17 protein-coding genes and 1 riboswitch are annotated in these 15036 nt (G+C 69.4%); of the genes, 7 read left to right on the top strand and 10 right to left on the bottom strand.

The window, feature by feature from the left end:
• Nucleotides 1-120: 120 nt before the first annotated feature.
• The 3 genes from ABZZ22_RS25560 to ABZZ22_RS25550 all read right to left on the bottom strand — a co-directional run bounded on the left by ABZZ22_RS25560 (nt 121) and on the right by ABZZ22_RS25550 (nt 3122).
• Nucleotides 121-1170: an NAD-dependent epimerase/dehydratase family protein gene (locus tag ABZZ22_RS25560; RefSeq protein ID WP_354937853.1), complete on the bottom strand. Its 1050-nt coding sequence runs from the start codon at nt 1168-1170 to the stop codon at nt 121-123.
• Nucleotides 1167-1982, bottom strand: coding sequence for an S-methyl-5'-thioadenosine phosphorylase (locus tag ABZZ22_RS25555; RefSeq protein ID WP_354937850.1), 816 nt, complete (start codon nt 1980-1982; stop codon nt 1167-1169). The genes ABZZ22_RS25560 and ABZZ22_RS25555 overlap by 4 nt, the downstream gene beginning before the upstream one ends.
• 111 nt (nt 1983-2093) lie before the next feature.
• Complete coding sequence (locus tag ABZZ22_RS25550) at nt 2094-3122, bottom strand: hypothetical protein (RefSeq protein WP_354937847.1); 1029 nt, start codon at nt 3120-3122, stop codon at nt 2094-2096.
• Between the two features lie 169 nt (nt 3123-3291).
• Here ABZZ22_RS25550 and ABZZ22_RS25545 point away from each other — a divergent pair, with 169 nt between their 5' ends.
• A complete protein-coding gene (locus ABZZ22_RS25545) occupies nt 3292-3669 on the top strand; it encodes a hypothetical protein (protein ID WP_354937844.1) in 378 nt (125 codons plus the stop codon).
• On the opposite strand, the gene ABZZ22_RS25540 is transcribed toward ABZZ22_RS25545, so the two are convergent.
• Genes ABZZ22_RS25540 through ABZZ22_RS25530 form a run of 3 tightly spaced genes read right to left on the bottom strand, consistent with a single transcriptional unit; the run spans nt 3638 to nt 6006 of the window.
• Entirely contained in the window at nt 3638-4111 is a 474-nt protein-coding gene (locus tag ABZZ22_RS25540; protein WP_354937841.1) for a hypothetical protein, read from the bottom strand. The two genes, ABZZ22_RS25545 and ABZZ22_RS25540, sit on opposite strands and share 32 nt — an antisense overlap.
• A 60-nt stretch (nt 4112-4171) precedes the next feature.
• Complete coding sequence (locus tag ABZZ22_RS25535) at nt 4172-5428, bottom strand: MFS transporter (RefSeq protein WP_354937838.1); 1257 nt, start codon at nt 5426-5428, stop codon at nt 4172-4174.
• 2 nt (nt 5429-5430) lie between these two features.
• Nucleotides 5431-6006, bottom strand: coding sequence for a helix-turn-helix domain-containing protein (locus ABZZ22_RS25530; protein ID WP_354937835.1), 576 nt, complete (start codon nt 6004-6006; stop codon nt 5431-5433).
• A gap of 98 nt (nt 6007-6104) precedes the next feature.
• Between ABZZ22_RS25530 and ABZZ22_RS25525 the strand changes: the two genes are divergently transcribed.
• Complete coding sequence (locus ABZZ22_RS25525; protein ID WP_354937832.1) at nt 6105-7457, top strand: FAD/NAD(P)-binding protein; 1353 nt, start codon at nt 6105-6107, stop codon at nt 7455-7457.
• Nucleotides 7458-7594: 137 nt separating this feature from the next.
• Here the strand turns inward: ABZZ22_RS25525 and mqo are convergent, their stop codons facing one another.
• Nucleotides 7595-9058, bottom strand: a complete 1464-nt coding sequence (gene mqo / locus ABZZ22_RS25520; RefSeq protein ID WP_354937829.1) for a malate dehydrogenase (quinone) — start codon at nt 9056-9058, stop codon at nt 7595-7597.
• Between the two features lie 161 nt (nt 9059-9219).
• Between mqo and ABZZ22_RS25515 the strand changes: the two genes are divergently transcribed.
• Nucleotides 9220-10320, top strand: coding sequence for a PLP-dependent cysteine synthase family protein (locus ABZZ22_RS25515; RefSeq protein ID WP_354937826.1), 1101 nt, complete (start codon nt 9220-9222; stop codon nt 10318-10320).
• On the opposite strand, the gene ABZZ22_RS25510 is transcribed toward ABZZ22_RS25515, so the two are convergent.
• Together ABZZ22_RS25510 and ABZZ22_RS25505 are read right to left on the bottom strand one after the other, a co-directional pair.
• Nucleotides 10284-10982 carry a TIGR02206 family membrane protein gene (locus ABZZ22_RS25510; protein ID WP_354937823.1) on the bottom strand — a complete coding sequence of 233 codons (699 nt, stop codon included), beginning with the start codon at nt 10980-10982 and terminating at the stop codon, nt 10284-10286. The genes ABZZ22_RS25515 and ABZZ22_RS25510 overlap by 37 nt on opposite strands.
• 200 nt (nt 10983-11182) lie before the next feature.
• The gene (locus ABZZ22_RS25505) at nt 11183-12019 is read right to left on the bottom strand and encodes a putative protein N(5)-glutamine methyltransferase (protein ID WP_354937820.1); all 837 of its coding nucleotides are present in this window, start codon (nt 12017-12019) and stop codon (nt 11183-11185) included.
• Between the two features lie 16 nt (nt 12020-12035).
• Here ABZZ22_RS25505 and ABZZ22_RS25500 point away from each other — a divergent pair, with 16 nt between their 5' ends.
• Genes ABZZ22_RS25500 through ABZZ22_RS25490 form a run of 3 tightly spaced genes read left to right on the top strand, consistent with a single transcriptional unit; the run spans nt 12036 to nt 13856 of the window.
• Nucleotides 12036-12392, top strand: coding sequence for a hypothetical protein (locus tag ABZZ22_RS25500; RefSeq protein ID WP_354937817.1), 357 nt, complete (start codon nt 12036-12038; stop codon nt 12390-12392).
• Nucleotides 12389-12841 (top strand): hypothetical protein, encoded by a 453-nt coding sequence (locus ABZZ22_RS25495; RefSeq protein ID WP_354937814.1) that lies wholly within the window; start codon nt 12389-12391, stop codon nt 12839-12841. Before ABZZ22_RS25500 ends, ABZZ22_RS25495 begins: the two co-directional genes overlap by 4 nt.
• Nucleotides 12807-13856 carry an MBL fold metallo-hydrolase gene (locus tag ABZZ22_RS25490; RefSeq protein ID WP_354937811.1) on the top strand — a complete coding sequence of 350 codons (1050 nt, stop codon included), beginning with the start codon at nt 12807-12809 and terminating at the stop codon, nt 13854-13856. Before ABZZ22_RS25495 ends, ABZZ22_RS25490 begins: the two co-directional genes overlap by 35 nt.
• On the opposite strand, the gene ABZZ22_RS25485 is transcribed toward ABZZ22_RS25490, so the two are convergent.
• Nucleotides 13846-14277, bottom strand: coding sequence for a GNAT family N-acetyltransferase (locus ABZZ22_RS25485; RefSeq protein WP_354937808.1), 432 nt, complete (start codon nt 14275-14277; stop codon nt 13846-13848). The two genes, ABZZ22_RS25490 and ABZZ22_RS25485, sit on opposite strands and share 11 nt — an antisense overlap.
• A 57-nt stretch (nt 14278-14334) precedes the next feature.
• Nucleotides 14335-14443: riboswitch (TPP riboswitch) on the top strand.
• Here ABZZ22_RS25485 and ABZZ22_RS25480 point away from each other — a divergent pair.
• A partial coding sequence (locus ABZZ22_RS25480; RefSeq protein WP_354937805.1) for a thiamine ABC transporter substrate-binding protein occupies nt 14440-15036 on the top strand: 597 nt, incomplete at its 3' end. It overlaps the preceding riboswitch by 4 nt.

Below are 15036 nucleotides of genomic sequence, written 5' to 3'. Positions count from 1 at the left end.
CACCTATAACAACACCAAACCCACCACACTATTCCCCCCCCCCACCCACTCCCTAACTCTCGACCTGACCGAGATCGTCGCCGAGTCGGCTCGTTATAACGAGCCGACTCGACGTCTCAGTCAGGACCGCAGCGGGGCGGTGGCGAAGGCCGGCAGGCCGACCTCCGGCAGGGTCTCGGCGCGGAAGCCGAGCTCCTTCTCAGCCAGCAGTGGCGAGGCGACCACATGGCGTACGTCGCCGATGCGATAGCGGCCGGTGACCACCGGCGCCAACTCGGACTGGCCGGTGCCGCGCGCGACCAGCGCCGCCACCTCGCTGATCCTGATGGGGTGACCCGAGGCGACGTTGTAGGCCGCCAGGCTCCCGGGTGACCGCTCGGAGGTCGCCTCCAGTGCCGCCAGGTTGGCGCGAGCCACGTCGTCGACGTGGACGAAGTCGCGCTGCTGGCCGCCGTCCTCGAACACCTGAGGCGCCTCGCCCCGCTCGAGGGAGGACCGGAAGATGGCGGCGACCCCGGAGTAGGGCGTGTCCGCGGGCATGTGCGGTCCGTAGACGTTGTGGTAGCGCAGCGCGATCGCCGTCGCGTCGGCCTGACGCGCCCAGGCGGCGGCGTAGTGCTCCTGGGCGACCTTGCTGGCGGCGTACGAGCTGCGCGGGTCGAGCCGGGCGGACTCGGCCACCGCGGCCCAGGCCAGTGCGCCGCCGCAGAGGTCGCAGTGGTTCTCGAAGTCGCCGGAGTCGAGCGCGGCCCGCGAGCGCGGCGGCGGGACGCGGTCGCCGTGGGTCGGGCAGGCATAGCGGCCCTCGCCGTAGACGACCATCGACGAGGCGAGCACCAGCCGGGAGACCTGATGGGCGCTCATCGCGGCCAGGAGGGCGGCAGTGCCGAGGTCGTTGTGCGCGGCGTACAGCGGGAGATCGGCCACGGTCACCCCGGCACCGACCACGGCGGCCTGGTGACAGACAGCGTCGATGCCGTCCAGCAGGTCGCCCCAGCCGCCAGCGTCGCGTACGTCGAGAAGGTGCGTCCCTGGCGGCGCCTCGGCCGCCTCGCCGTGAGCCATCGGCAGCAGCACGTCGACGCGTACGACCTCATGGCCGGCATCTTCGAGCACCCGGCCGATCGCCGTGCCGATGAATCCGGCGGACCCGGTGAGCAGGACCCTCATGGGATCTCGTAGGCGAGGGTCTTGCCCTCGGCCCAGGTCGAGCAGGGGCAGCCGGCGGGGTCGGGCAGGCCGTCGATCGTGTCGGCCAGGATGGTGCGCATCCGCTCCAGGTTGGCCGCGAAGAGCGCATAGACGTCGTCCTCGTCGACGCCTTCGCCCTCGGCAGCGCCCGCGTCCATGTCGGTGACCAGGCACAACGGCGCGTAGCACATCCGCAGCTCGCGGGCGAGCGCCGCCTCCGGGGCGCCGGTCATGCCGACCAGCGTCCAGCCCCGGGCAGCATGGTGGACCGACTCAGCTCGGGTCGAGAACCGCGGACCCTCGATCACGATGAGCGTGCCACCGGTCTTCACCGACGGGTCGGCGGCCACGTACGCCTTGGCGATCCGCGCGCAGTAGGGGTCGGCCAGGGGCACGTGGGTGGCGCCGGTCTCCACGTAGCTGGGGATCCGCCGCCAGGTGCGGTCGACCAGCTGGTCGGGGGTCACCAGGTCACCCGTGGCGACGGCATCGGGCCGGAGACCGCCGACGGCGCTGGGGGAGAGCACCTGGGTCACGCCGAGAGACCTCAGCGCCCAGAGGTTGGCGCGGTAGGGGATGGCGTGCGGCGGGTACTCGTGCGAGCGGCCGTGGCGCGGCACGAAGGCCACCGACCGGCCAGCGACGGTGCCCACCGTGACCGGCGCGGAGGGAGCGCCGTAGGGGGTCTCGACCTTCACCTCCTGGGCATCGCTCAAGAACTCATACAGCCCGGTTCCGCCGATGACCCCGACCTCTGCGAGGGGGGTCTGTCCCATGTCCAGCGCAGTCATGCCTTCACTCTGCCAGTGCTGCTGACCGGGTGGCAGAGATCGGCACATCCGTCACCGATCGGTAATACCTCGCAGGCAGGCCCGAGGAGATGCTCGGCTACTGCTGAGGGGTCAGACCGCGCGGCGGTAGATGGCCATCGCGCGGTCGTAGGCCTCCCAGGCCCGCCAGGACTCCAGCGCCCGCTCGCCCTGCGGCTTGAGGCCGTCGACCTTGTGATAGGACTCGCCGCTGGCGTACTGCGACTCCCGGTCCGTCACCAGGGAGAGCAGCATCGGGAGCACGCTCTCGTCGGTGACCGTGATCGTGCCGACCTGGAAGGTCTGCCGCACCCACTCGGCCCGCTGGTCGGAGCCCAGGACGAGCACGACGGGGAGCTGCGCCGCCCGGTCGATCGCGTCCAGGATCGGACCGAGCCCGTCCGGGACCCAGCGTTCGTCGGCCGGCGGTGTCGGGGCCTTGGGGATGCTCATGGTGGAGTACGCAGGGACCTGGCCGGTCGTCGGGCCGGCGATCTTCTCCGCGACCTTCGGGGCCGGGTCGGGCGCGATCGCCGTAGCGACCTCCGCGGCAACCTTCACCGTGTCCTTCTCGGGGACCTTCTCGGGGACCTTCTCGGGGACCTTGTCAGCAGCCTTGCGGCGGGGCCTGACCGAGGGGATCTTCCCGGTGAAGTTGAAGCTGCCGGTGCGCGTGGGGTCGACGTGGCGGCCGGGGGCCGGCTCGGGCGCTCGGCCGAGGGACGGCGCCGGTGCGGTGGCGGTCGTGACCAGCTCGGCCGCGTGCTTCCCGTGCGGACGGATCGAGCCGTCCGCGGCGAACTCGAAGAGCGCCACCCGGACCTTGTCGGCCCACTCGACCGCGTCGGTGGTGAAACCGGCCCGGCTGAACAGCGCGACCGTCCGGGCGTCGTAGGCGTAGCCCGCGCCGCGGGCGGCACAGACGCTGCGCGCCTCGGTCGGGGTGCGGGTGAGCATCACCTGCGCGACGACGACCTTGTCTGGCCGGCCGCCGATGATGTCGACGTCCGCGGCCGCGGTGCTGCCCGAGGGTGCGGCGTCGGGCCAGCCGAGGGAATGCAGATGCTCCGCGGCGTACTTCTCGGCCTCTTCGCCCGTTCTGGGCTGCCGCGAGGGTGCCAACGTCGGTCCTTTCTCGATCCTCCACTCGGGCCTCCCTGCCCGATCGAGACTGGGGAGGATGATAGGCCCGACACGTACGTTCTGTCCGGCGGGGTGGCGAATCGGCCCCGATGTTCGCTCCTGGCGGATCGGCCACCGGATGTCGGTGCTCGGCGCTAGCGTGATCTGTATGAGGCGCCCGCACGAGAACGTCGCTACGGTCCTGGTGGATCCGCGCTTTCTCGGCGACATCGAGATCGAGCTGATGTCGCTCGACATGCCGCTGTGGCGGGTGTGTGCGGCGCCGATCGTGAAGGACGGTCAACGGCTCGCGTTCCAGGTGCGTCACCGGCTGCTGATGTCGAAGCGGGGCGATTGGGACTGCGCCAAGGACTGGGTCCCGGTCTGGATCGGCTTCGGCTCGACCTGGGCTTTCCCCGGTGAGGCCATCCCGTGGCCGGCGCACAAGGCGCTGTGGACGCTGCTCGAGGGCTACGCCGACCACGTCCGCTACAACAAGCGGCTCGGTGGGATTCCTAGGATCCCGCGACTGCGGGAAGCCTGCTAGACCGCTGGAAGTAGGCGTTCGCCGTCGGCGTGTACATCGCGACCGTCGCAACGATCACGAGCAGTACGTGGATGACCCGCACCGCGAGGAATGCGCCTCCGAGGAGTCCGCCACCTCCGAGCGCGGCGGCGACGGTGGCGCCGCCCGCGACGTCCATGGCCGCTGGGACGACGAGGGAAGCCAGGCCCAGCACACTCAAAAGGCCCGTCAGTGCGATTCGTGCCATCCGGGAGCCGCGCACGAGGCCGGCGATGAGCGCGGCCGCCACCACGTAGACGGCCACGCGGATGCCGAGGCCGAGCCAGTCACCGGGACCGATGGTGCCCTCGGAAGCGATTCGGATCATGGCGAGTGCGGATTCGATCACGCCGGCGGCAACTGCGCCCGCCCAGGCGATGCCCGCCAGCCTGACGGTTCTCGGGAGGACTCTCTGCGGTGTCATGCGGGAAGGTTTGCGGACAAAGACCCTCGAGGGAGTCACTCCGTGGAGCTATTCGTACCCCTACGTGCGTAGGGGTACGGGCACGTCTTCGGGGCGCCGCTCTATCTGCTTCCAGGTCGGGTCGATCGCCGGGAACATCGTGACCGCGAAATAGATGACGCCGCAGGTCACGAGCGCGGTGGTCAGGCCGACGGTGGACACCAGGGTGCCGCCGAGGAGACCGCCTAGCGGCATCAGACCCCAGGCGAACGCGGAGATGAGCGACATCACCCGGCCGAGCACGTGCGCTGGGATCCGCTCGAACTGGAGCGCTCCGAGGATCGGGTTGATGAACCCGCTGGCGGTCCCGCCGATCGCGAAGACCACGAACACGACCCACAGCGGCGCCCCGAAGGCGATCACCAGGAACCGCGGAATCCCGGCGATGAGGAAGCAGACCAGGTACGTCGGGTAGCGGCGCATCCGGTTGCCGATGGCCGCCGCCACCGCCGATCCCACCGCGGAGAAACCGGAGAAGGTGGCGAACAGCAGGCCGATCGTCTCGGGGCCGGCGTGCTCCTGGCCCCACACGGGCATCAGCACGCTGGCCCAGGCGAGGTCGATCAGATTGGTGAGCGCGACCATGAATGCGATGCCCATGAGCACCCGATCGCGGCGGAGGAACTGCCATCCCTCGGCGAGCTGGGCGCCGTAGGAAGCCGTTTCCTTGGTGGGCTCGGGGTGCTCCGCGGTCTCAGGGATCCGGACCCGGGTCAACCCGGCGGTCGTCGCGGCGAGCACCAGGGCGCCGACAGCGAACGTGGCGGCGTCGATCACGATCGCGTTGGTCGCCCCGACCAGGCCGATCAGCAGACCCGCCGCCGCGGCGCCGAGCATCGAGGCGGTGCGCTCGACGAACGAGTAGAGCCCGGTCACCCGCTCCGTCGGCACGCCGGCTGCCTCGACGAGCTGCGGGATCATCGCCGACTTCGCGGCGTCACCGGGGCCGCGCAGCGTGCCGGCGAGGGCGACGAAGAGCAGCAGGATCGGGAAGTGCAGCAGGTCTGCTGCGTACAGAAGAGGGATGAGGCCGATCACGACAGCCGAGCCGAGGTCGCAGGAGATCGCGACCCGGCGTGGGCCGATGCGGTCGATGATCGGGCCGCCGAAGATCTTGCTGAGCACCAGCGGCGTCAGCTCGAAGAGCGCGATCAGGCCGGCCTTGGTGGGACTGCCGGTCGTCTCGAGCACGAACCAGGGCAGCGCCAGCATCGAGATGCGGGTGCCGACCAGGGAGATGGTCTCGGCGGCGAGCCAGCCGTAGAGGGGGAGCCGCATCCTCAGTCCGCCTCCGGATCCCCGCCGAGCTGACCCGGCAGTGGAAAGGCGTTGAGCTGGAAGGTGAATGGCTCACCGTCCGGGTCGTCTTCGAGCTCGCTGAGCAAGGCCATGATGCGCTCTCGCGCCTCGATCGCCTTCGCCGGCGTGAGGCGCGTGACCCAGTCGCTGTACGTCGTCGTCTCGCGCCACTCGTCGGGCAGCATCGCGCGCTCTTCGACCGAACGCTGAATGATCTCCGCGTAGTTGGAGACCACGACCTGCAGGTAGGCGTCGTACGCCTCTCGTGCGTCCTCGTTGTCGGGGAGCTGGTCGCCATCGGTCTGGGTCATCCGATGGGCCGCCGTCCACCAGCGCTCTCGCCCGTTGCCGCGTTCCTCGTCGTCGACGATGAACCCGTGCTGGGCCAGCTGCCGGAGGTGGTAGGAGGTCGCGCCGCTGTTGATGCCGAGCCGGGCCGCCAACATCGTCGCCGTCGCTGGACCGTTGACGCGCAGGATGCCGAGCATGCGAGTTCGGGCGGGATGGGTGAGGGCCTTCAGCTGGTCCAGGCTGGGGATGATCGTCGGCTCGTTCATCGCTCCACGATAGATCGCAAATGTTTGTTTGCAAATACTTATTTGCGGTCTAGGTCGCCCGCAGTACAAGCCGGGATCAGCGCGGATAGGGTGTCTGGGTGACGACAGACGCCGCGCCTCCCGAATCGACCTCCAGCCTCGCGGTGGCGATCGTCGGAGGAGGAGCGAGCGGCACGCTGACCGCGATCAACCTGCTCCGCCGGGGCGCATCGGTCACGCTGTTCGAGTCCCGAGGCGAGGCCGGGTACGGGGTCGCCTACTCGACGACCGACGGCCGTCATCTCCTCAACGTCCGGGCCAACAACATGTCGGGTTTCCCCGACGATCGTGACGACCTGCTCGACTGGGCTGCAGCGGCCGGCGTCGAGCTCGGCCCGACCGACTTCCTGCCCCGTCGCGACTACTCGCGCTATCTGCGCGACCGGCTCGCTCAGGCCGCCGAGGCCGGTCCGGGGACGCTGGAGACGGTCGGCGAGACGGTGCTCGACGTCGCGCCGATCGGTCCGGGATTTCGGGTGCTGACCAGCGACGACGGGGGCCATGCAGCGGATGCCGTCGTGCTCGCCTATGGCAACCCGCCGCCCCAGCCGCTGGCCGGACTGCCTGAGGCGTCGTGGAACCTCTCGGACCCGTGGGACGTGGCCCGGATCAGTGGCCTGCCGGAGGATGCGACCGTCCTCGTCGTCGGCACCGGCCTCACCGCCATCGACACGACGGTCACGCTTCTCGACGACTCCCCGGCCCGCCGGGTGATCATGGTGAGTCGCCACGGCCTGGTGCCGAGCCCCCATGTCGACGACCAGTTCACCTCCTGGGTGACCCCGGTCCCCGACGGCCCGCTGACCGCCGACGGCGTCGCCGCGCTCGTACGCGAGCAGATCGAGCACGCGACCGTCCTCGGCGTCGACTGGCGTGCCGTCATCGACGGTCTCCGCGGCCCGACCCAGTCGATCTGGCGCCGCCTGCCCGAGGTGGAGCGCCGCCGCTTCCGCGATCTCTACGCCCGCGAGTGGGAGGTACGCCGCCACCGCATGGCCCCGCGCATCGCCGCCCTCCTGAAGGCCTATCAGGCCGAGGGACGTCTGAAGATCCTCGGCGGTGGAGTGCTCGGCTGCCGGACGGACGCCGCCGAACGGCCGGTCGTCTCCCTGGCCGACGGCGACCACGAGGTGACCGCGGCGATCAACTGCACCGGTCCCTCACCCGACATCACCCGCACCGACAACCCCCTCCTGCTCGCGCTCCAGAAGCGCGGCCTGATCGCCCCCGACCCCCTCCGTCTCGGCATCGACGTCACCGAGGACGGCAACGTCATCGGGGCGGACGGCCGGGTCGTACCTGGTCTTCTGACCGTCGGCCCGCCCTGCAAGGGCGCGCTCTACGAGGCCACCGCCATCCCCGAGATCCGGAACCAGGCCGCCGCCGTAGCCGCCCATCTCACTCCCGAGTAGTCACCCGCGTCGGCCGAGACGTCACTCCCGTCGGTCGAAGCGTCACTCCCGTCGCTCGAGTGGGCATTGGGTTGCCAACTCGGCCGACCTAAGTGACGTCTCGGCCGACGGGGCTGACCCTTCGGCAGGGCGGGGGGTCAGCCGAGGTTGAGCTGGCGGTCCGTACGCTCGAAGGTCTCGGCGGCGAGCTCGGGGTTGGCGCTCAGCTCGGGGCCGGTGGCCGGGATCATCGTCTTGAGCTGGGGCTGCCAGGAGTCCCAGCGGGCGGGGAAGCAGCGGCGCAGGACGTTGACCATGATCCCAGGGGCGGTCGAGGCGCCGGGGGAGGCGCCGAGAAGGCCGGCGATGGTGCCGTCCTCGGCAGTGATGACCTCGGTGCCGAACTGGAGCACACCGTCGGGGCGGATGACCTGCACCCGCTGGCCGGCGATGATTCGCTCCCAGTCCTTGCGGTCGGCGGCGGGGAAGAAGTCCTGCAGGTCGTCGAACTTCTTGCTCGGCGAGCGCAGCAGCTCCTTGACCAGGTAGACGGTGAGGTCCATGTTGGTCAGCCCGGCGCGCAGCATCGGCACCAGGTTGTGGGGGCGGACCGAGAGGAACAGGTCGGTGAGCGAACCGGACTTGAGGAAGCGCGGGCTCCACCCGGCGTACGGACCGAACATCAGGTGGGTCTTGCCCTCGACGTGACGGGTGTCGAGGTGGGGCACCGACATCGGCGGGGCGCCGACGGCAGCTTTGCCGTAGGCCTTGGCGCGGTGCTGGGCGACGAGCTCGGGCTTGGAGGTGCGCAGGAACTCACCGGAGACCGGGAAACCGCCGAAGCCGCGGATCTCCGGGATCGAGGCCTTCTGCAGCAGCGGCAGGGCGTAGCCACCCGCGCCGACGAAGACGAACCGCGAGCGCAGGTGGTACTTCCCGGACTCGTTGCGGCCGTAGATGTGCCAGAAGCCGTCCATGGTCTGGTGCAGGCCGGTGACCTCGGAGCCGGTCTCCAGGTCGGCGCCCTTGTCCACGAGGGTGCGGGTCAGGATCGAGGTGAGCGAGCCGAAGTCGACGTCGGTGCCGGCGTTGGTCCAGGTGGCCGCGACGGGCTCCTCGGCGAGCGACTTGGCCGAGCGGCCCTCGAGCAGCAGCGGGGCCCAGCCCCGGATGACCTCGGGGTCGGTGGAGAACTCCATCCCGGGGAAGAGCGCGTGGTCCTTGAGCGCCTCGTAGCGCTTGCGCAGGTATTCGACGTTGTCCGCACCCCACACGAAGGACATGTGCGGGACGGTGTGGATGAACTTGTCCGGGTCCGGGATGCGGCCACTCTCGACCAGGAAGGACCACAGCTGCCGGGAGAGCTGGAACTGCTCGTTGACGCCGACGGCCTTGGAGATGTCGACCGAACCATCGGGCCGCTGCGGGCTGTAGTTGAGCTCGCACAGGGCGGAGTGACCGGTGCCGGCGTTGTTCCATGGGCCGGACGACTCCACGGCGAGCGAGTCGAGCCGCTCGATCATCTTGATGGACCAGCTGGGCTCCAGCTCCTGGAGGAGCACGCCCAGGGTGGCGCTCATGATGCCGCCGCCGATCAGCACTACGTCAAGAGGTTCGTCCACAGGTCTTTTGTCTCGCTTTTGAGGCCGCAATGGTTAATCGGGGTCCTTAGATCGGTCTAACTTGTGGGCAACTTCACTGCCGGACCCGATCGTGATCAGGTCTTTCATTGTGGCCCACGGCACATGTCGGCGGTGGACCAGGGTGGAGTTACGCTCGGGCGGTGCCTCGCCTCTCTGACTCCCACCGCGCCTGGATCGACGAAGCCGTACGCCGCGTCGAGGCCGACGCTCAGCGCTCGGCCGACACCCACCTGCACGTCGTCCCGCTGCCGGTTCGAGACGGTGCGAGCGGCGGGGTCGACCTCTATCTGAAGGACGAGTCCGTCCACCCCACGGGCTCGCTGAAGCACCGCCTCGCCAGGTCGCTGTTCCTCTACGCGATCTGCAACGGCTGGCTCCACGAGGGCTCGACGGTCGTGGAGGCATCCTCGGGATCCACCGCGGTCTCCGAGGCCTACTTCGCCGGCCTGCTCGGGCTGCCGTTCGTCGCGGTGATGCCGCGCTCGACCTCGGCGGAGAAAGTGCGCCTGATCGAGTGGCACGGCGGCCGCTGCCATTTCGTCGACAAGGCCCCCGACATGTACGCGGAGGCCGAGCGACTCGCCGGCGAGTGCGACGGCCACTACATGGACCAGTTCACCTACGCCGAGCGCGCCACCGACTGGCGCGGCAACAACAACATCGCCGAGTCGATCTTCGACCAGATGTCCCAGGAGCGACACCCGGTGCCGACCTGGATCGTCGTCTCCGCAGGCACCGGCGGCACCTCGGCGACGATCGGCCGCTACCTCCACTACCGGCGCCACTGCACCAAGCTGATGGTCGCCGACCCGGAGAACTCCGCCTTCTACGGCGGTTGGGAGACGGACACCTCCGACTACGCCACCGGGATGCCGTCGCGGATCGAGGGGATCGGGCGCCCCCGGGTCGAGCCGTCCTTCGTCGGCGGTGTCGTCGACGACATGGTCCAGGTCCCCGACGCCGCGTCGATCGCGACGATGCGCTGGCTCTCGGTCCGGATGGGCCGCTCGGTCGGCCCCTCGACGGGCACCAACGTGTGGGCATCGCTGGGGGTCGTACGCGAGATGGTGGACGCCGGCGAGGAAGGCAGCGTCGTCTCGTTGCTGTGCGACTCCGGCGAGCGCTACCGCTCCTCCTACTACGACGACGCGTGGGTGGCTGAGAAGGGCATCGACCTGACGCCGTACGCCGCCGCGCTCGCCGACTACGAGCGCACCGGTGTCCTCGTCGACCCGTCCTGACGCGCCCACGTCCTCAGGCCGAGCGTGATCAACGCCCAGATCCCCGCGACGAGCAGGATCTCGTTGAGGATGTAGACCGGCCACGGACCGAGCAGGTCGAGCATCGAGGCCGACTCCGGCTTGTGGCGTAGGTAGCCGTAGTTGGCGTCGATGACGAGATTGAGGACGTACGCCGCGGCGGCCCATGCCGCTGTCGTCGCGACCGCCCAGCCGTAGTCGCGCCACCGCGGGAGCAGCTTGAGCCCGAAGACCAGGTAGACCGCGGCGAGCACGATCACCAGGTGCTGGCCCCAGAAGGTGAAGTAGCTGACGTCCGGGAAGTCCATCACGTCCGGGGTGAAGACACCTTGCGTGGTCAGCGTGAGACCCCAGAAGCAGGTCAGCGCGGTCGGATAGGCGTGGTGGGTCCACAGCGCGACCGCGGCCGCCATCCACGCCAGGTCGCACAGGTGGATCGGCAGATCGATGAAGAGGTCGAAGTCGGTGACCCATTCGTGGGCCTGCAGCGGGATGGTCGTGAGTGGGATCGCGAGCGCGAATCCTCGCGAGAATCTCGACGGCTTCGCGTCGGCTCGCTGTCGTCCGCCCAGCCAGACGACAGCCACGATCCCGGCTGTGAGCAGGGACAACGGCACCAGGTGGGCCAGACCGTATGCCTGCATATCGGAAGTCTGACGGGATTCTCGGAAAAATTCTTCCCGACCCGCGTCATGAATCCGCCGGTGGCCCGTTTCATCGGCGTGAAGGTCGTCCACCGGTGGGGGGTGGACGACCTCACGCACCAAGGCTGGTGGTTGATCCGGGGGGATTCATCAGCCCGGTGGCGGTCCCTCTGAATGCACACCGCGGGGGTGGTGTGCAATCAGAGGGACGCCTCGCTTTTCAGGCCCGTCACGGCCGTCGCGTAGAGGTCCTCGTCGTGGTGGATCTCCGCGACGAGCCCATGCGCCCGCATGAGATCGGCGGTCACCGGGGCCTGCTCGAAGCCGGTCTCGATGATGAGTACGCCGCCGGGCGCGAGATGCTTCGGCGCCTGCTCGATCACGCGGCGCTGGATGTCGAGCCCGTCCGCCCCGCCGTCGAGTGCCACATGGTGCTCGTGGTCGCGTGCCTCCGGCGGCATGTTCTGGATCTGGTCGCTCGGGACGTACGGAGCGTTGGCCACGATCACGTCGAAGACCAGGTCGCGGGGCAGCGGGTCGAAGAGGTCCCCGAGCAGAACCCGGGGGCTCCGGTGGTCGAGCTTGTCGAGACCCCCGTCCGGAGCAAGATTCCTCCGAGCGCACTCGACCGCCGCCGGATCGATGTCCGTGGCCCAGACTTCCGCGGCCGGGACGCGCGCCGCGATCGCGGCGCCCAGTGCTCCGGTGCCGCACCCAACATCCACAACCCGGGGTGTGCTGCCAGGGGTGCGCTGGAGCGCACGTTTGGCAGCACACGACGCCAGGTTGACCAACAGCTTTGAGCGTTGGCGGGGGACGAATACTCCTGGGGCCACCTTTATCCGCAGGCCGTCGAACTCGGCCCACCCCAGGATCAGCTCCAGCGGCTCGCCGGCGAGGCGGCGTACGACCATCGCTTCTCGGTCCTGCGCTGAGACCGGTTCGCCCTCGAGCAGGGCTGCCTCGTCCTCGGCGAAGACGCAGCCCGCGGCGCGGAGGCGGGCGACGAGCCCCGGATCGGGCGATGTGGAGGTCATCGGAGAATATTGGCATGTGGATGCCGTGACTCTGATCGGATTTATCGTGGCCGGGTATGCCGCGTTCGTCACGATCGCGGCCGCTCTCGGCGTGGTGCTGAGGGCGCCCCGGCCGAAGTGGCTCGACCAGGTGGCGTGGATGCTCGAGATCCTGGCGGTCGTGCTCGCGGTGGGCGGGCTGGCGGCCTGGTCTGCCGGCCGCAAGCCGGAGTCCCTGTCGACCTTTCTCGGCTATCTCGGGGCGCTGGTCTGCCTGATGCCGCTGGCGCTGCAAACGATGCGCGAGGACCGCTCGACGTGGTCCTCCGGGGTGATCGCGGCGGCGGCCCTGGCGACCGGGGTCGTGGCCGTACGCGTCATGATGGTTCGGTGAGCACGACGTCGACCGCCAAGACCCGTTCCGGTCCGCACCTGGTGCTGCTCACCGTTTACGCGATCTTCGCGCTCGCCGCAGGTGCCCGGTCACTGGTGCAGATCTTCACCCGGTTCGACGAGGCCCCGATCGCCTACACGCTCTCGGTGGTCGCCGCGGCGACCTACGTCGCGGGTTGGTTCGCGATCCGCCGAGCGGCCAACGGCTCGGCCGGGTTCGCGAAGATCATGCTGTGGATCGAGCTGGCCGGGGTCGTCGTCGTCGGGGCGCTCTCGCTGGCGGTCCCGTCCTGGTTCCCGGACGCATCGGTATGGTCGAGGTTCGGGAGCGGATACGGTTTCGTTCCTGCCCTGTTGCCGATCCTGGGTCTGCTCTGGCTCTGGAGAGGTCGACCCGAAGGAGACCGATCAGCCGATGAGTCAGTCGACAGCAACCGCCATCTCGCCTGACTCGGGGGAGCACTGGTCGGCTCCGGGCGCGTGGACGGTCGCCGACGGCGTACATCGGATCCCGCTCCCGTTGCCGATGGACGGGCTCAAGGCGGTCAACATCTATGTCCTCGAAGGTGACGACGGGCTCTCGCTCGTCGACGGTGGCTGGGCGATCACCGAGGGGCGTTCTGCGCTCTCGGCTGGGTTGAAGAAGCTCGGCTTCGAGTTCGGTGACATCCGGCGGTTCCTGGTCACCCACGTGCACCGTGACCACTACACGCTCGCCTCGGTCCTGGGCGCGGAGTTCGGCGCGGACGTGCTCCTCGGCGCCGGTGACCGGCCCACTCTGGAGCTCACCAACGGCGATCTCGACGGCTGGGTCTCGACCGACCGGCTGCTGGCCTACGCGGGTGCCCACGATCTGGCTGCGAAGTGGGCTGCCAACCCGCCGCCCGCGCCCGACCTGTCGCACTGGCGGATGCCCGACCAGTGGCTCGACGGCGACGTACGCCTGTCCGTTGCCGGCAGGGACGTCGATGCCGTGCACACCCCTGGGCACACCCAGGGCCACTACGTCTACGCGGACCTGGCCGGCTCGGTCCTGTTCGCCGGTGACCACGTGCTGCCCACGATCACACCGTCGATCGGCTTCGAGCCGGTGCCCGTCGTCGACCCGCTGGGCGACTTCATGGCGTCGCTGACCAAGGTCAGGTCCATGCCCGACCTGCAGCTTCTCCCGGCCCACGGTCCGGTCGCCTCGTCGTCGCACACCCGTGTCGACGAGCTCCTGGCCCATCACGAGTCGCGGCTCGCCCAGTCACTGGCGTCCCTGCAGGCCGGGCGGCGCTCGGCGCTGGAGGTGGCCAACGACCTCGGCTGGACCCGCCACGAGCGCGCCTTCGCTGAGCTCGACTACTTCAACGCCGGCCTCGCGGTCATGGAGACCAAGGCTCACCTCGAACTGCTGGTTGCCCGCGGTCAGGCGACCCGCGAGGAGACCGAGGCGAGCGTGCTCTTCGCCGCTATCGCCTGAGCCGCATCGGGGTGTGCGGGATGCCGTCCTCCAGGAACTCCTCGCCGTCCTTCACGAAGCCGAGCTTGGCGTACCAGCCGGCCAGCGGCGACTGAGCGTCCAGGACGATGTCGCGGTCGGTGACCGCCTCGATGGCGGCCTTCATGAGCACGTCGGCCAGGCCCTTGCTGCGGTGGGCGGGGGAGAGGACGACTCGGCCGATGCGCCACACGTCGCCGTCGTCCAGGATGCGGGCGGTGCCGGCGAGCTGGTCACCGTCGCTCATGAGCACATGACGCGTCGCAGGCTCGAGGTCGCGGCCGTCCAGGTCGAGGTACGGGCAGTCCTGCTCGACGACGAACACCTGCTGGCGCAGCTGCCACAGGGCGTACGCGGTCTTGGGGGAGAGGTCGTCGAAGGAGGAGATGGCGACGTCGGTCATGGGGGGAGTGTGACACGGGCGGTGGTCTCGACAAGCTCGACCACCTGTAGTGTTCGTGGGTACAGACAGGGGAGGCCGCGAGGCCTGAGAGTGCGGCGAACAGCGCCGCAGACCCTCCGAACCTGCTCCGGTTGACACCGGCGAAGGGAGTCAGAAATGCGCATGCGTACGCCTGCCATCGCTGCCACCGCTATCTCGGCGCTCCTCCTGTCCGCGTGCGGGGGCGCGTCCGACGAGCCCGACGCCAAGCCGTCCAGCGGCTCCGACGACAAGTCGGTCGTGCTGCTGACCCACGACAGCTTCACGCTGCCGAAGGAGGTACTGGCCGAGTTCACCGAGAAGACCGGCTACACCGCCGAGATCCGGCACGCCGGCGACGGCGGCGAGATGACCACCAAGATCGCCTTGGACACCGGTAACCCCGACGGCGACGCGGTCTTCGGCGTGGACAACACCTTCGCCAGCCGCGCGATCGACCAGGGGGCGCTCGAGGCCTATACGCCCGAGACGATCCCGGCCGGGGTCGAGGAGTTCAACCTCCCGGGCGACGAGGAGCACTTCCTCACCCCGGTCGACAACGGCAGCGTGTGCGTCAACATCGACACCGAGTGGTTCGCGGCGAAGAAACTGACGCCGCCGGAGTCGCTCGACGACCTGGCCGAGCCTGCGTACAAGGATCTCTTCGTCGCCCCAGGTGCGGCGACGTCGACGCCGGGGATGGCGTTCCTGCTGGCGACCGTCGCCGAGTACGGCAAGGAC

Origin of the sequence: Nocardioides sp. NPDC006273 (genome assembly GCF_040613495.1) — a bacterium.
Taxonomy (GTDB): Bacteria; Actinomycetota; Actinomycetes; order Propionibacteriales; family Nocardioidaceae; genus Nocardioides.
Note: the sequence above shows the minus strand (reverse complement) of the source record. Positions and strands in the feature narration are given on the sequence as shown.

Excerpts from the sequence above, each read along its gene's own strand:
- ABZZ22_RS25560 (WP_354937853.1), bottom strand. The coding sequence starts at position 1,170 with ATGAGGGTCCTGCTCACCGGGTCCGCCGGATTCATCGGCACGGCGATC.
- ABZZ22_RS25555 (WP_354937850.1), bottom strand. The coding sequence starts at position 1,982 with ATGACTGCGCTGGACATGGGACAGACCCCCCTCGCAGAGGTCGGGGTC.
- ABZZ22_RS25545 (WP_354937844.1), top strand. The coding sequence starts at position 3,292 with ATGAGGCGCCCGCACGAGAACGTCGCTACGGTCCTGGTGGATCCGCGC.
- ABZZ22_RS25540 (WP_354937841.1), bottom strand. The coding sequence starts at position 4,111 with ATGACACCGCAGAGAGTCCTCCCGAGAACCGTCAGGCTGGCGGGCATC.
- ABZZ22_RS25535 (WP_354937838.1), bottom strand. The coding sequence starts at position 5,428 with ATGCGGCTCCCCCTCTACGGCTGGCTCGCCGCCGAGACCATCTCCCTG.
- ABZZ22_RS25530 (WP_354937835.1), bottom strand. The coding sequence starts at position 6,006 with ATGAACGAGCCGACGATCATCCCCAGCCTGGACCAGCTGAAGGCCCTC.
- ABZZ22_RS25510 (WP_354937823.1), bottom strand. The coding sequence starts at position 10,982 with ATGCAGGCATACGGTCTGGCCCACCTGGTGCCGTTGTCCCTGCTCACA.
- ABZZ22_RS25505 (WP_354937820.1), bottom strand. The coding sequence starts at position 12,019 with ATGACCTCCACATCGCCCGATCCGGGGCTCGTCGCCCGCCTCCGCGCC.
- ABZZ22_RS25490 (WP_354937811.1), top strand. The coding sequence starts at position 12,807 with ATGAGTCAGTCGACAGCAACCGCCATCTCGCCTGACTCGGGGGAGCAC.
- ABZZ22_RS25485 (WP_354937808.1), bottom strand. The coding sequence starts at position 14,277 with ATGACCGACGTCGCCATCTCCTCCTTCGACGACCTCTCCCCCAAGACC.